General features: G+C 69.6%; 14 protein-coding genes. 7 read left to right on the forward strand and 7 right to left on the reverse strand.

Going from position 1 to position 13,335, the window contains the following annotated elements; translation table 11 throughout:
* Positions 1–344: 344 nt before the first annotated feature.
* A complete protein-coding gene (locus KBA23_RS02775; RefSeq protein WP_290736623.1) occupies positions 345–2,711 on the reverse strand; it encodes a mechanosensitive ion channel domain-containing protein in 2,367 nt (788 codons plus the stop codon).
* A 455-nt stretch (positions 2,712–3,166) separates the two neighbouring features.
* Here KBA23_RS02775 and KBA23_RS02780 point away from each other — a divergent pair, with 455 nt between their 5' ends.
* From KBA23_RS02780 to KBA23_RS02805, 6 genes are all read left to right on the forward strand, one after another.
* Complete coding sequence (locus KBA23_RS02780; RefSeq protein WP_290736749.1) at positions 3,167–5,029, forward strand: ATP-binding protein; 1,863 nt, start codon at positions 3,167–3,169, stop codon at positions 5,027–5,029.
* The gene (locus tag KBA23_RS02785) at positions 5,029–5,649 is read left to right on the forward strand and encodes a response regulator (protein WP_290736625.1); all 621 of its coding nucleotides are present in this window, start codon (positions 5,029–5,031) and stop codon (positions 5,647–5,649) included. Before KBA23_RS02780 ends, KBA23_RS02785 begins: the two co-directional genes overlap by 1 nt.
* A 49-nt stretch (positions 5,650–5,698) precedes the next feature.
* The gene (locus tag KBA23_RS02790; RefSeq protein WP_290736627.1) at positions 5,699–6,103 is read left to right on the forward strand and encodes a response regulator transcription factor; all 405 of its coding nucleotides are present in this window, start codon (positions 5,699–5,701) and stop codon (positions 6,101–6,103) included.
* The gene (locus tag KBA23_RS02795; RefSeq protein ID WP_290736629.1) at positions 6,100–6,555 is read left to right on the forward strand and encodes a hypothetical protein; all 456 of its coding nucleotides are present in this window, start codon (positions 6,100–6,102) and stop codon (positions 6,553–6,555) included. The genes KBA23_RS02790 and KBA23_RS02795 overlap by 4 nt, the downstream gene beginning before the upstream one ends.
* Positions 6,556–6,585: 30 nt before the next feature.
* Positions 6,586–8,145 (forward strand): arylsulfatase, encoded by a 1,560-nt coding sequence (locus KBA23_RS02800; RefSeq protein WP_290736632.1) that lies wholly within the window; start codon positions 6,586–6,588, stop codon positions 8,143–8,145.
* A 97-nt stretch (positions 8,146–8,242) separates the two neighbouring features.
* A complete protein-coding gene (locus KBA23_RS02805) occupies positions 8,243–9,223 on the forward strand; it encodes an HAD family hydrolase (RefSeq protein ID WP_290736634.1) in 981 nt (326 codons plus the stop codon).
* Positions 9,224–9,493: 270 nt separating this feature from the next.
* Here the strand turns inward: KBA23_RS02805 and KBA23_RS02810 are convergent, their stop codons facing one another.
* Positions 9,494–10,084 (reverse strand): DUF924 family protein, encoded by a 591-nt coding sequence (locus KBA23_RS02810; RefSeq protein WP_290736636.1) that lies wholly within the window; start codon positions 10,082–10,084, stop codon positions 9,494–9,496.
* Positions 10,085–10,149: 65 nt separating this feature from the next.
* A complete protein-coding gene (locus KBA23_RS02815; RefSeq protein WP_290736638.1) occupies positions 10,150–10,566 on the reverse strand; it encodes a cupin domain-containing protein in 417 nt (138 codons plus the stop codon).
* Positions 10,567–10,647: 81 nt separating this feature from the next.
* Between KBA23_RS02815 and KBA23_RS02820 the strand changes: the two genes are divergently transcribed.
* Entirely contained in the window at positions 10,648–11,622 is a 975-nt protein-coding gene (locus KBA23_RS02820; RefSeq protein WP_290736640.1) for a LysR family transcriptional regulator, read from the forward strand.
* Between the two features lie 77 nt (positions 11,623–11,699).
* Here the strand turns inward: KBA23_RS02820 and iolB are convergent, their stop codons facing one another.
* Genes iolB through KBA23_RS02840 form a run of 4 tightly spaced genes read right to left on the reverse strand, consistent with a single transcriptional unit; the run spans position 11,700 to position 13,330 of the window.
* The gene (gene iolB, locus KBA23_RS02825; protein ID WP_290736642.1) at positions 11,700–12,506 is read right to left on the reverse strand and encodes a 5-deoxy-glucuronate isomerase; all 807 of its coding nucleotides are present in this window, start codon (positions 12,504–12,506) and stop codon (positions 11,700–11,702) included.
* The gene (locus KBA23_RS02830; RefSeq protein WP_290736644.1) at positions 12,503–12,712 is read right to left on the reverse strand and encodes a hypothetical protein; all 210 of its coding nucleotides are present in this window, start codon (positions 12,710–12,712) and stop codon (positions 12,503–12,505) included. Before KBA23_RS02830 ends, iolB begins: the two co-directional genes overlap by 4 nt.
* Before the next feature lie 4 nt (positions 12,713–12,716).
* Positions 12,717–13,187, reverse strand: coding sequence for a TIM barrel protein (locus KBA23_RS02835; protein ID WP_290736646.1), 471 nt, complete (start codon positions 13,185–13,187; stop codon positions 12,717–12,719).
* Positions 13,188–13,189: 2 nt separating this feature from the next.
* Entirely contained in the window at positions 13,190–13,330 is a 141-nt protein-coding gene (locus KBA23_RS02840) for a hypothetical protein (protein ID WP_290736648.1), read from the reverse strand.
* Positions 13,331–13,335: the final 5 nt, after the last annotated feature.

The following is a 13,335-nucleotide window of genomic DNA, read 5'->3' on the forward strand; positions in this document are numbered from 1 at the left end:
GTGAGGCATCGGGCGATCCTTTGGAGAGAATCGTCCAGAAAATCACTTCACACCGCCCTCAGCTACCCCAGTGTCGTGCAGTGTGCTAACACGCGTGATAGATAGGGTAACTACCTGAATACACACGATAAAAATCCCAAAGGTCGAAAAAGGTCCGCGAGTCGTTTCATGAGCCCGCCGGTATCATGGCTCGGCAAGCCATTCTCCACCACCCCACGCTACCCCAAATCTCCAAATGCGATTCCCCTGGGTCGGGGCGGGCCCTGCACGTTGCCGGGTCGGCGCCGCGGCCTTCAACGTCTGGTTGAAGGCCGCTTTCGGCCAGCCATGGGGCTGGCCTCGGCCTAGGCAGCAACGGACTGCACGCTTGGCAGATTTCCGGACGTCGCGGTTGCGTCGCCGACGAAGTGGAGCGTCCCCGTCGGGCTGGCGAAGCGGACGCCCATCTCATGTGCGAGGGCCACGATATCTCCAAGCAGCCGATGCCGCGCCGCCTCGACCGCCGCGCCGTCCGTGCTCGCCAGGCTGCCGCTCAGACCGACCTCGATCGACGCCGACGTGATCTGCACCAGTGCGACGCGCGGATCGGTCTTTGCCAGGGGCTGCGTCGCAAAGACCTCGCGCAGCCGCTCGGCGAAGGCGTCGAGGGTCTCGCGTGGCGTCTCGTGGGCTACGCCGATCGTCAGGTCGATGGCGCTGTCCTCCTGCGTCTTCCTGGTCGGACGGCCGTAGTTGTTGACATTGCCATCGGAGAGCTGGGCGTTCGGCACGATCGTCACGGTTCCGTCGTCGGCGCGCAGGCGGGTCGAGCGCAGCCCGACGTGCTCGACGACGCCCTTGAGCCCGCCGGCCTCGATCAGGTCGCCCTTCTTGAACGGGCGGTCGGAGGCGAGGATGCCGGCGCCGATGAAGTTCGACACCGCGTCCTTGGCGGCGATACCCAGGGCGAGGCCGCCGACGCCGAGGCCGGCGATGACGCCCTCGTAGGGCAGGCCGAGCACGTCGGCGGCGAGGATCACGCCGCCGACGATCACCACCACCTTGGCGAGCCCGCCGCCGAGCGCGACGGCGATGTCGTCGATCTGGCTCGTGGTCTCGGTCGCCGAGCGCAGCAGCCAGACGAAGACCGCGTTGACGATGTGGTAGAGGAAGAAGGTGCCGCCGAGGAGCAGGAGCACCGCGGCGATGCCGTTGCCCACCGCCGAGACGTCCTGGCGGAGCCCGATCTCGCGCAGAAGCAGCGTCAGGATGCCGCCGGCGGCGAAGGCCCGTCCCGGCCAGCCGAACGCACGGGCGAGCGCCGCGCGCGTCTCGGGCCAGGCGCCGCGCCAGCGGAGCATGCCGTCGGCGACGACGCCGAGGGTGCGGTTCACCGCCCACGACAGCACGACGGTCAGGAGCACCGAGGCGAGCACGGCGATCCACTGCCAGTTCTCGAGCAGGAACGGTCGCTTCAGGAGCCGCGGCGAGACGTCCTTGATCTCCGAGCGGATGGCGAAGGCGCGGGTCAAAGGCTCGCTTCGCGTCATGCCCTCGGCCAGCGGCAGGTTCTGCATCGCCTCGTAGATCGCCGGCGCCGCCGCCAGCGAGGAGGCCGGGAACTGCCAGCGGACCGCGCCGTCCGCCTGCGTGACGCGGTCGACCTCGATCGAGCCGAGCGCGTGCTCGTAAAGGACGTAGGGCTGCCGGCGGTCGGCGTCGTCGGGCACTTCCTGCGGCACGATCTGGCCGAGGCGGTTGACGATCTGGCGGATGTACTCGGCGGCGATCGGCCCGTCGACGGGGCGCAGCTTCTCCGGGATCTCCGACATGTCGAGGGTGGCGAGCGCCCGCTCGACGCCGCCATCGTTCCAGTTCGTCGTGCCGACGACGAAGTCCTGCACGGCCTGCCTCGGGCTGTAGCGCCGCTTCTCGGCCAGTTCGTCGAAGGTCTTTACGCCGAGCGCCTCGAGCATCGCGAATTCCCGGGTGCGCAGCGTCTCGAATGGCGGCACCACCACGCCCCATTGTCCGCGTCCGGTCTTGACGAACTCGACCGGGAAGGTCCAGTCGACCCCCGCCGGCCCGATGTCGAACTTGGTCCGGCCGGCTTCGTCCTTTGCCGGCGCATCGTCCACGCGGAACGTCGAGAGGTCGATGAGCCTGAGGAACTGCGCAATGCGCTTGGTGCGCTCGCGGGTGTCCGCGTTGGCGTCCTCGAAGACCAGGTAGCGCCGCATCGAGAATTCGGCGGCGCTGTCGCCCTGGGCCGCGGCGTTCGCGGCCGACATCAGCGACGCGAAGGCCGCGCGCGGCGTGGCGACGCCGAAGGCGACCGAGGTGGCGTCGGTATCGTCGAGCCGCTCGCCGTTCCAGTACTCGCCGTTGCCGAAGCGGCCGACGAAGCTCTGCCCGTCGGGCGCCACCGCGAACTCGAACGGGCCCTCCGCCCCCGGCTGCTTCCAGATCCCCTTGATGATGACGCCGTCGAGCGTGCCGCTGATCTCGCCGTTCCCGGGCTCGTAGGAGCCGGTGATGGCCGTGCCGTCCTGCTCGATCTTCATCAGCGCCTGGCCGCCGCGCCAGAAGCTGCGCCAGCTCCCGGTCCAGTCGGCGGCGTCGGCATTCTCCACCACCGCGCCGGACTCTTCCGCCTCCTCGAGCTGCTCGACGGCCTCGGCGTCGGCCGGGGCTGCCGACCTGGCTGCGTCACCGACCTGCTGGGCCTGCACTCCGCCCGCAACGAAAGCGGCCGCCAGAAGGGCCGCGAAAACCGTCCCATGCGTCGCGGCGCGCCCCCGACGGGACCGGGCCTCGATATTTGCTGAAGGATTCTGGAGCATTGCCGCACCTCTGGCCTTGGGAGCGAGAAGGAGGCGCGCCCCGAAGGGCGCGCAGTGAACAGCACCCACCGCCTCACACCACTCCGGCGGGCAAGCAGCAACACATTCACGCAGTCCAGAGGGCCACCGGCGAACTCCGCCCGGACGAACTGGTCAAGCACCGGGTCGTGCAACCCGACACGGGCTGCCCGAGAGACCGCTCGGCATCGAGAGGATGCCGTCCGCTCCCATTCGGGGCGACCCGATCGGAGCGCTCAGAGCCTTGGCGTCGTAGCCAAGATCGCTCAGAATGCGAGCAAACTCTGCACCTGTAATCCCGGGCGAAGAAGTTGGACCAAGTGCCTATGACGCGCCCGGGCGGCCCGTCCTGGCAACGGCTTCGGCGGGCGGCCATCGAGGTGGCGCTCGCCCTTGCGCTCTGGGCGGTCGCGTCGGCCGCGCCGGCCGAGGAGACGCCCGTCCGGCGCATCCTGATCGTCTACCAGCACGACAGCCTGCTCCCGGCGAACATCGAGGCGGCGTCCGGCATCGAGGCGGCGCTCGCCGCCGGTCTCGGGACGCGGCGCGAGACCTTCACCGAATACCTCGACCTCGACCGGTTTCCCGGCCCCGAGCACCGCGCGCGGCTGGTCGAGATGCTGGCGGAGAAATACGCCGACATGCCGCTCGACGTGGTGATCGTGGGGGCATCCGGCGCGCTGCGCTTCGTGCTCGAGCACCGCGACGCTTTCGCGCCGGGCGTCCCGATCGTCTTCGGCGGGCTCAGCGCGCCGGAGATCGAAGAGATAGCGCCCCCGCCGGACGTCTTCGGCGCCTGGAGCGCCTACGACATCCAGGGGTCAGTCGACCTGGCGCGTCGGTTGCAACCCGATGCAGAGCGGCTGGTGGTGATGAGCGGCTCGGCGGGCCTCGACCGCGTCTGGGACAGGCGGGCGCGCAATGAGATCAAGGCGCCGGGGCTCGGCGTCGAATTCCTGACCGACCTCTCCCTTGAGGGCTTCAAGTCCCGGGCGAGTACGCTCGGCCGGGACACGATCCTGCTGGTACTGGGGATGAACCTTGACGCGGACGGACGAACTCTCGTGGGCCGGGCTGCAGCCGCCGAGATCGCCGCCGCATCCGGTGCTCCGGCCTACGGAATCTTCAGCACCTACGTCGGCGTCGGCTTCGTCGGCGGCAGCGTCGAAACCTTCCGCTCGATAGGCGAGGCGATGGGGAACCTGGCGCTGAAGGTGATGGCGGACCCCGCGACCGCGCCGCACCGGATCACGACGCCCGCACGCCCCATGGTGGACTGGCGACAGGTCCGGCGCTGGGGCATCAACCCGGAGCTGCTGCCGCCGGACACGCTGCGGCTCTACTACGAACCGACCGCCTGGGAGCGATACTGGCGCGAGATCGTCCTCGCCGCCGCCGTGATCCTCTTGCAGAGCGCCACCATCGTCGCGCTGATCATCCAGAGCCGGCGCCGCCGCCGCATCGAGGCCGAACTCGCCGAGGAGCGGCTCGAGCTCGCGCACCTCGCCCGCCGCACCCAGCTCGGCGAGCTGTCGGGCGCCGTCGCCCACGAGCTCAACCAGCCGCTGACCGCGATACTCGCCAACGCCGAGGCCGGCGCGAAGCTGCTCGCGCAGGAGCCGCCGGACCTCGCCGAGGTCGGCGCGATCCTCGACGACATCGCCGCCGACGACCGCCGCGCCGCCGACATCATCGCCCAGCTTCGCCGCCTGATGATCAAGGGCGACGCTGAACTCGTCGAGCTTGACCTCAACCAGGTGGTCGCCAACACCGTCGGCCTCGCACGCAGCGAGCTGGTGGCCCGGCAGACCACGGTCGAGGTGCAGACCGGAGAGGCGGCCTTGTCGGTCCGGGGCAACCTGTCGCAACTCCAGCAGATCGTGCTCAACCTCACGCTCAACGCCGCCGAGGCGATGGCCGAGCTGCCCCCCTCGGAACGGAAGATCGAGGTCGAGGCCCGGGCGCGCGACGACGGCACGCGGCTGCTCGCAGTCAGCGACCGCGGACGCGGCATGACCCCGGAGCGGCAGGCCGAGGCCTTCCGTCCCTTCGTCACCAGCAAGCCCGGCGGCCTCGGCTTCGGGCTCTCGATCTGCCGGACGATCGCCCAGGCCCACGGCGGAACCCTCGACTTCGACCTCTCGGTCAAGCACGGGGCGCGGGTCGTCCTCGTGCTTCCGGCGCCATGATGCCCGATCCCGTTTCGACCGCCGTGGTGCATGTCGTGGAGGATGACGCCGGCGTCGCCAGGGCGCTGGTGCGCCTCCTTGCCGCCGCCGGTCGCCAGTGCGAGACGCACGCCGACGCCGAGGACTTCCTCGCGCGCTACGACCCGGCGCAGCCCGGTTGCGCGATCGTCGACCTCGGGCTGCCGGGCATGGACGGCCTGAGCATGCAGGCGACGCTGGTGGCCCGCGGCATCGCCTGCCCGATCGTGTTCCTGACCGGAGCGGGCACGGTGCCCGCGAGCGTGCGGGCGATGAAGGCCGGCGCGGTCGATTTCCTGCTGAAGCCGGTCGACTCGCAGGCGCTGCTCGCCGCCGTCGACGCCGCCCTCGCGCGCGACGCGGCGGCGCGGCAAGCGCGCTCGATGAACCAGGACGGCGCGCGGCGGCTGGCCAGCCTCACCCCGCGCGAGCGACAGGTCCTCGACCTCGTCGTGGCCGGGCGCCTCAACAAGCAGGTCGCCGCCGACCTCGGCACGGCCGAGAAGACCGTCAAGGTGCACCGGGGCCGGATGATGAAGAAGCTCGGCGTTCGCACCGTCGCCGACCTCGTCCGGCTGGTGTCCTCGCTGCGATCCACATAGGCCCCAGGTCCAACTTGGGATACGCCCGGCAAGGGCGTACCCTCGTCCCATGGGCAACGCGCGCAACGTCATCGCGATCGTCGACGACGACGAGGGCGTTCGCCGCGCCCTGCGGCGGATGATCCTGTCGCTCGCGCACGCGCCGGTCACCTTCGCTTCGGGGGAGGAATTCCTCGACGGTCTCGCGGGGGCATCGCCCGACTGCGCGATCCTCGATCTGCACCTTCCGGCCCTGCGCGGGATCGAGGTTCTGGAGCGGCTGCGGGCCGAAGGCTCGATGCTGCCGGTGATCATCGTCACCGGCCTCGACCAGCCCGGCATGCGCGAGCGCTGCCTCGGGGCAGGCGCGGCCGCCTATCTGACCAAGCCGCTCGGCAGCGCCGACGTCTCGGCCGAGATCGAGGCCATCCTCGGAAACGCAAGGCACGTCTCGCAACGGGGGAGGGTCGGGTGAGGGGGTATTCGATTGTCATCATAGCCTTCGCAGACGAGGCGGGCGCGCGCCGCGGCGCCGCTTGCCTCCATGATCTCAAGGGCGTGGACGTGCTGGCGTCGGGGCTCGTCGTCGTCGGCGACGGCCGCTGCACGCGGACGACGTCGGCTGCGCCCGATGGCTGCGCCCCCGCCTTCTCGCGCCTGCTTCGCCGCGCGACCGAGGCGCAGGAAGCCGGGTCGGAGCCATCGTCCGATCCGGCCGACGCCAACAGCCAGGCTCTGGCCGGAGTGCTCGGAGTGCTGCCGAAGGATCACGTGGTCCTGGTGGCCGAGGTCTTCGAGCGCGATCCGTCGGCGCTCGCGCAGAAGATGGCGCATCTCGGCGGGCGGCTGCTTCAGCGACGCCCGGCACACCGCGCGTTCGACGCCGAAGCGCCGCGAGCTGACCCCGCGAAGGGGCACGCACTCTAGTTCAAGCGACAGCAAGAGGGAGGGAGGACGATGCTGAGGAGACTGGGAGCCGCGCTCGCCATGGCGGCGCTGTCGGGGGGCCTCGCTTCGGCCCAGGGCACGCCCGACAAGCCGAACATCCTGATCATCTGGGGCGACGACATCGGCCAGTTCAACACCAGCGCCTACAACCGCGGCATGATGGGCTACGAAACGCCCAACATCGACCGCATCGCCGCCGAGGGCGCGCTCTTCACCGACTGGTACGGCCAGCAGAGCTGCACCGCCGGCCGCGCCGCCTTCATCACCGGCCAGTCGCCGATCCGCACCGGCCTCACCAAAGTCGGCCTGCCCGGCGCGCCCGAAGGGATGATGCCCGAGGATCCGACGATCGCGACGCTGCTGCGGCCGCTCGGCTACATGACCGGCCAGTTCGGCAAGAACCACCTCGGCGACCGCGACGAGATGCTGCCGACGGCGCACGGGTTCGACGAGTTCTTCGGCAACCTCTATCACCTGAACGCCGAGGAGGAGCCGGAGAACCCCGACTACCCGGCCGATTTCGTCATGGCGGACGGCCGCACCTTCAAGGAGGTCTTCGGCCCGCGCGGCGTCATCAGGTCCTCCGCCGACGGGACGATCGAGGACACCGGCCCGCTGACCCGCAAGCGCATGGAGACGATCGACGAGGAGGTGACGGCCGGCGCGCTCGACTTCATGCAGCGCGCCCACGACCAGGACAAGCCCTTCTTCCTGTGGTGGAACTCCACCCGCATGCACATCTTCACCCACCTGAAGCCCGAGTCCGAAGGCGTGACCGGCCAGGGCATCTACGCCGACGGCATGGCCGAGCACGACGGCATGGTGGGCGAGCTGCTCGCCAAGCTCGACGAGCTCGGCATCACCGACAACACCATCGTCATGTACTCGACCGACAACGGCGCCGAGACCTTCACCTGGCCGGATGGCGGCACGACGATGTTCCGTGGCGAGAAGAACACCAACTGGGAAGGCGGCTACCGGGTGCCGACGCTGATCCGCTGGCCCGGCGTCATCGAGCCCGGCACGGTCATCAACGAGGTCGGCGCGCACGAGGACATGCTGACGACGCTGCTCGCCGCCGCCGGCGATCCCGGCGTCAAGGACGAACTCCTCGCCGGCAAGACCATCGGCGACAAGACCTACAAGGTGCATCTCGACGGCTACGACCTCGGCCCGGCGTTCCGGGGCGAGGCCGAGTGGCCGCGCCACGAGTTCCTCTACTGGACCGACGACGGCAGCGTCGCGGCGCTGCGCTACGACGACTGGAAGATCACGTTCTTGGTACAGGAAGCGGAGGGCCTGCGCGTCTGGCAGGATCCCTTCACCGAGCTGCGCGCGCCGCTGCTCACCAACCTGCGCATGGACCCGTTCGAGCGCGCCGAGCACGAGAACGCCATGGGCTACCAGCGCTGGTTCATTGACCGGATGTTCCTGATCGCCCCGGCGGCGAGCTATGTCGGCACGTGGCTCCAGAGCTTCCGCGACTTCCCGCCGCGGCAGAAGCCCGGCAGCTTCAACCTCGAACGGGTGATGGAGGCCGTCACCGCGCTCGCCCCCGGGGCGAACTGAAGTGGGGGACGGCCGTTCTCAGGCGCCGGCCGCTTGCATAGAATGGCCAAGCGGCGCTCCGGTCACCGGGGCGCCGCCCACAGAACGGGAGGCTCCGATGCTGCGACTCGTGCTGGCGTTCCTCGCGATGGCGGCGCCCGCCGTCGCGCAGACCGACCCGCTGCCGTCCTGGAACGACAGCGACGCCAAGACCGCCATCCTCGACTTCGTCGCCGCGACGGCCGACCCGGCCTCGCCGAGCTTCGTCGAGCCCGGCGACCGGATCGCCACCTTCGACAACGACGGCACGCTCTGGTCCGAGCAGCCGCTCTACTTCCAGTTCCTCTACGTGCTTGACAAGGCGAAGCAGCTCGCGGCCGCCGATCCGGCCTGGGCCGCGACGCCGGTCCTGAAGGCCGCCGCGGCGGGCGACGTGCACGGCGTGATCGCGGGTGGCATGGAGGGGCTCGTCGAGCTTTTCGACGCCACCGGGAGCGGCACGCCCGTCGAGGCGTTCCGCGACGACGCCGCCCGATGGCTGGCGACGGCGAAGCACCCCGAGAAGGACCGGCTCCTCGTCGACATGATCTACCAGCCGATGGTCGAACTGCTCGAATACCTGCGCGCCAGCGGCTACCAGACCTTCATCGTGTCGGGCGGCGGCATCGAGTTCATCCGCGCCTTCGCCGAAGAGGAATACGGCATCCCGCCGCCGCAGGTGGTCGGGTCCGAGGGCGAGCTCGACTTCGAGATGGTCGACGGCGCGCCGCAGGTGATGCGCGAGAAGGGCGTGGCCTTCGTCGACGACGGGCCCGGCAAGCCGGTCGGCATCGCCCGCCACATCGGCCAGCGCCCGATCTTCGTCGCCGGCAACTCCGACGGCGACCTCGAGATGCTGCAATGGGGCACGGCCGGCGACGGCGCGCGCATGGGCATCATCGTCCACCACACCGACGCGGCGCGCGAATGGGCCTATGATCGCGACAGCCACATCGGCCGGCTGGACAAGGCGCTCGACCTCGCGCCCGCGGAGGGCTGGATCGTCGTCGACATGGCCCGGGACTGGGGCGCCATCTGGCCGGACGCACCGGCGCAATAGCGGGCCGGCTGGCCGGGCCGCCATCAGGCAGGATTGCCTCCGGCTGCGCATTCACTTCCCCGATCTGTCGACAAATCTGGGCGCGGATCGCAGAAGCGGGGGCGCATCTCCGCAGGTTTCGCCCGAGGCAATCCGACGGAGATCGCATCAGGCCACCCGGCGCAACACGGGCCAACACGCGCTAACACGCGTGATAGATAGGGTAACTACCTGCGCATAAACGATAAAATCGTCAAAAGGCCCGCGAGTCGTTTCATGAGCCCGCCGGCATCATCCGGCGTAGCCGCCGCCGTCGAGGTAGTCCCGCTCTTCCGCCGTCGTGCTGCGCCCGAGAATGGCGTTCCGGTGCGGAAAGCGGCCGAAGGTGCGAACGACGTCGCGGTGATGGCGCGCGTGTTCGGCGCTCTCAGGGATCAGGGATTCTGCGAGACCCACCGACCGCTCCTGATCCGCGAGCCGCTCCGAGTGCCCGAAGGGCAGCAGGAGGAACACGCGGAGGTCGGCCGGCGCGGCGTCCCAGTAGCCGAGCGCCAGGGCCTGCTCCGCGACCAGCCGCGCCATCGCGTCGGTCGCGTACATCCACGGCGTCCCGCGAAACGCATTCCGCGGGTACTGGTCGAGAAGCAGCGCGAGTGCGAGCGCGCCGAGGGGCGAGGCGATCCAATGGGTCAGCGCGCCCTGCACCGCCTGACTGTACGCCGCCGCGAACCGGTCGCGAAAGGCGACGTCGAAGGCCGGATCCTTTGCGAACCACTTCTGCGGCCCGGCTTCTTGCCAGAACGCGACAATCGCCGCGGCCTCCGGGTCGAGGGCCGGGGGTTCGATCGCCGCCGTCGCAGAGGGATGGCTGTGAATGGTCATGGTGTCCTCGTCGGGTGTGGAGAGAGGGAGGGCCCGAACGTCCGCGACGTCCCGGGCCCGGGTCGTCATGTCGAATTCGGCTGGCCGGCGTCGTCGGCAAGCACCGTGTCGAACCGCCGCAGCATGGCGCGCAGGTCGTCGGTCTCCGACCTGGCGAGCAGTTCGGTGATGAGACGGTCGATCTTCGGCGTCAGGAAGATGAGGTATCGGCTCGGCTCGACGGCCGCATAGGTATGCGCCAGACCGGCGGGCACGAACACCGTCGTTCCCGGACCGGCGTCGAATTCCCGGTCCGGGAGCCTGAAGCGGAGCCTCCCCTCCAGCACGTGCCATGCCTCGTCGTCCGACGGGTGAACGTGCATCCATGCCGGGCCGGACATCGTCCACTCGCGAACCACCAGGGACGTTCCGACCGCGGCGATCGGCGGCGAGCCGGGCGCGGCAATGATCGGGCCGGCGAGCGTCTCGGGGGCTTGGGGCATGGGTCGTCTCCGCAGCGAAACCTTCGCCGCAGGAAGATCTCATTTGTCAGCCGCTGAATCCAGTGACATGATTTCACGATCATGCTGAACAGAATTGATCTTGCCCGTGTCGATCTCAACCTCCTCGTCCTGTTCGAGACGGTCATGGAAGAGCGGCACGTCGGGCGGGCGGCGGGGCGGCTGAACCTGTCGCCGTCGGCGATCAGTCACGGTCTGGGACGCCTGAGGCGGCTGCTCAACGATCCGCTCTTCCTGCGGACGCCGAAAGGGGTGGCGCCGACGGACCGGGCGCTGGAACTGGCCGAGCCGGTCGCGGACCTCCTCGCGCGGGCGCGGGCCGTCATCGCGACCGCCGCGCCGTTCGACCCGGCCACCTCCACGCGCCGCTTCACGATCGGCGCGCCCGACGGCGCCTCGGCGGTGTTCCTGTCGCCGCTGCTGGCCGCGGTGCGCCGGCTCGGGCCGGGCATCGACATCGGGATGCGGCAGATCCTGCCGCCCCGCTCCGCCATGATGACCGGCGAGGTCTGGGAGCCGGTTCTCGCCGACATCCAGGCGCGGGCGATGGACGTCGCCGTCGTTCCCGCGGACAGGGTCCCGGCGCGCTTCGTTGCCCGAACCCTCCACGACGAGCAGTTCGTGGTCGCGATGCGCGCCGGGCATCCCTTTGGCGACAGCCCGACGCTCGATGCCTTCTGCCGCGCCGAGCATCTGCTGGTTTCGCTCACCGGCGACGCCTACGGCTTCGTCGACGCGATCCTGGCCGAGCACGGACGTTCGCGCCGCGTGGCGCTCACCGTCCCCAACTTCATGTTCGCGATTTCGGTCGTCGCCGAGACCGACATCATCGCCGTGCTGCCGAAATCCTTCGCGGCGATCTACGCGGCACGCTTCGGCATCGTCAGCGTCGAGGCGCCGTTGCCGCTGGCGCGCTCCCGGATCAGCGCGATTGCATCCCGGGCTTCCCTCGCGGACGCGGGCGTCGCGTGGCTCTTCGACGTACTGGCGCGCACCGCGTCGCCGACACGCCCGTTCCGGAGCCCTGTCGAATCCTGAAAAAGCGGCAACGCGTTCCAGCCAGATAGGATCCCGTCTTTTCTACCGCTTGCCCCGCCCCGCCCGCGAAGGCGGTATCAGGCGTCGCGCTTCATGATCCACTCCACCTCTGGCGCGGGAACGAAGCGCCATTTCCGCAGCGGTCCGGCCATGACGTTGAGGTAATACATCTCGAAGCCATAGGGCGCGCCGCAGGGATGATGGCCGCGGGGGACCAGCACGACGTCCCCGTCCTTCACCGCCATCGTCTCGTCGAGCGTGCCGTCGTCGGTATAGACGCGCTGGACGCCAAAGCCGTCCTTCGGGTTCAGTCGGTGGTAGTAGGTCTCCTCGAGGTAGGTGATCCGCGGGAAGTCGTCCTCGTCGTGGCGGTGCGAGGGGTAGGAGGACCAGTGGCCGGCGGGCGTGAAAACCTCGGTGACGAGGAGCGAGTCGCACCAGTCCTCGGACTCCATGGCGATGTTGTTGATGTGGCGGGTGTTGGCATTCCTGCCGCGGGTCGTGAGCGTGATGCCGTCCGGGCCGATCCGCCGGGCCGGGTGGCCGCCATGGCCCGGCGCCGCGCAGACGGCGAGCACGCAGTCGGTCTCGGCGGTCGCGGTCCAGTCGCTGCCGTTCGGCAGATAGAGCGAATGCGGCGGGGTCTTCTCGAAGACGTCCATCCGCTCGCCGAGCACCCCCCAGTCCTTTCCGGCGCCGGTCAGGCGCGCCTTGCCTTCGACCATCACGAGGATGACCTCGTTGCCGCCTGTCGCCTCGGCGGCGGTGTCGCCGGCGCGGAGGCGGTAGAGCGAGAAGCCGACATGGCGCCAGCCCGCCGAGGCCGGGGTGATCTCGTGCACCTTGCCGTGCGTGCCGAAGGGCTTGCGAAGAAGAGCGTTCATTGGTCCTGCCTGTGGTCTGACCCGGGCCCCGGAAAGGCGATGAGGAGCTGATATGTGCAATAGACGCCGGCGGCGCCGAACAGCATGGCCCAGAACGGGTTTCCGGTCATGACCTCGAGTACGGCCCATCCGAGCGTCACCACGACGATGACGATGCGCCGCCAGAGCGGCGCGAAGAACGGATGCGCGGGATCGAGCAGCTTCATCGGCTCAGGCCCGCAGCGCGTCGCGCGTGTCGAGGCCGGCCTCGCGCGCCATCGCCCTGAGCGCCTTCAGGCCCATGTCCTGGTAGTGGAAGGGCTCGCGGACGGCGCTGTCCTGCTCGGCCTCGATCACCAGCCAGCCGGAATAGCCGTGATCGGCGGCGATCTTCAGCACCGGCTCGAAGGCGACGCAGCCCTCGGGGTCGCCGGGCACGGTGAAGGCGCCGCGGCGCACGCCCTCGAGGAAGGACAGGTTCCGCTCGCGGACTTGCCGAGCGATCTCCGGTCGGACGTTCTTGGCGTGGATGTGCGTCACCCGGTCCATGTACTTCCCGGCCACCTCCGCCGGATCGGCGCCGCCGAAGGTGCAGTGGCCGGTGTCGAGGAGGAGCCGCGTGTGGGGGCCCGCCATCGCCATGAAGCGGTCGATGTCGGCGGCGGACTCGATGATCGTGCCCAGGTGGTGGTGGTAGCCCATCTTCACGCCCTCATCGGCCGCGAAGTGCCGTCGAAGCCGATCTTTCGGCAGTCGCCGAGGCAATCCTCGAGGCTCAGGTGGTCGCCGAGGCTCCAGTCGTCGTCGTTCGACCAGGCGATGGGGTTGGTTCCATAAAGGATCATTTGCG

Origin of the sequence: Amaricoccus sp. (genome assembly GCF_017995835.1) — a bacterium.
Taxonomy (GTDB): Bacteria; Pseudomonadota; Alphaproteobacteria; order Rhodobacterales; family Rhodobacteraceae; genus Amaricoccus.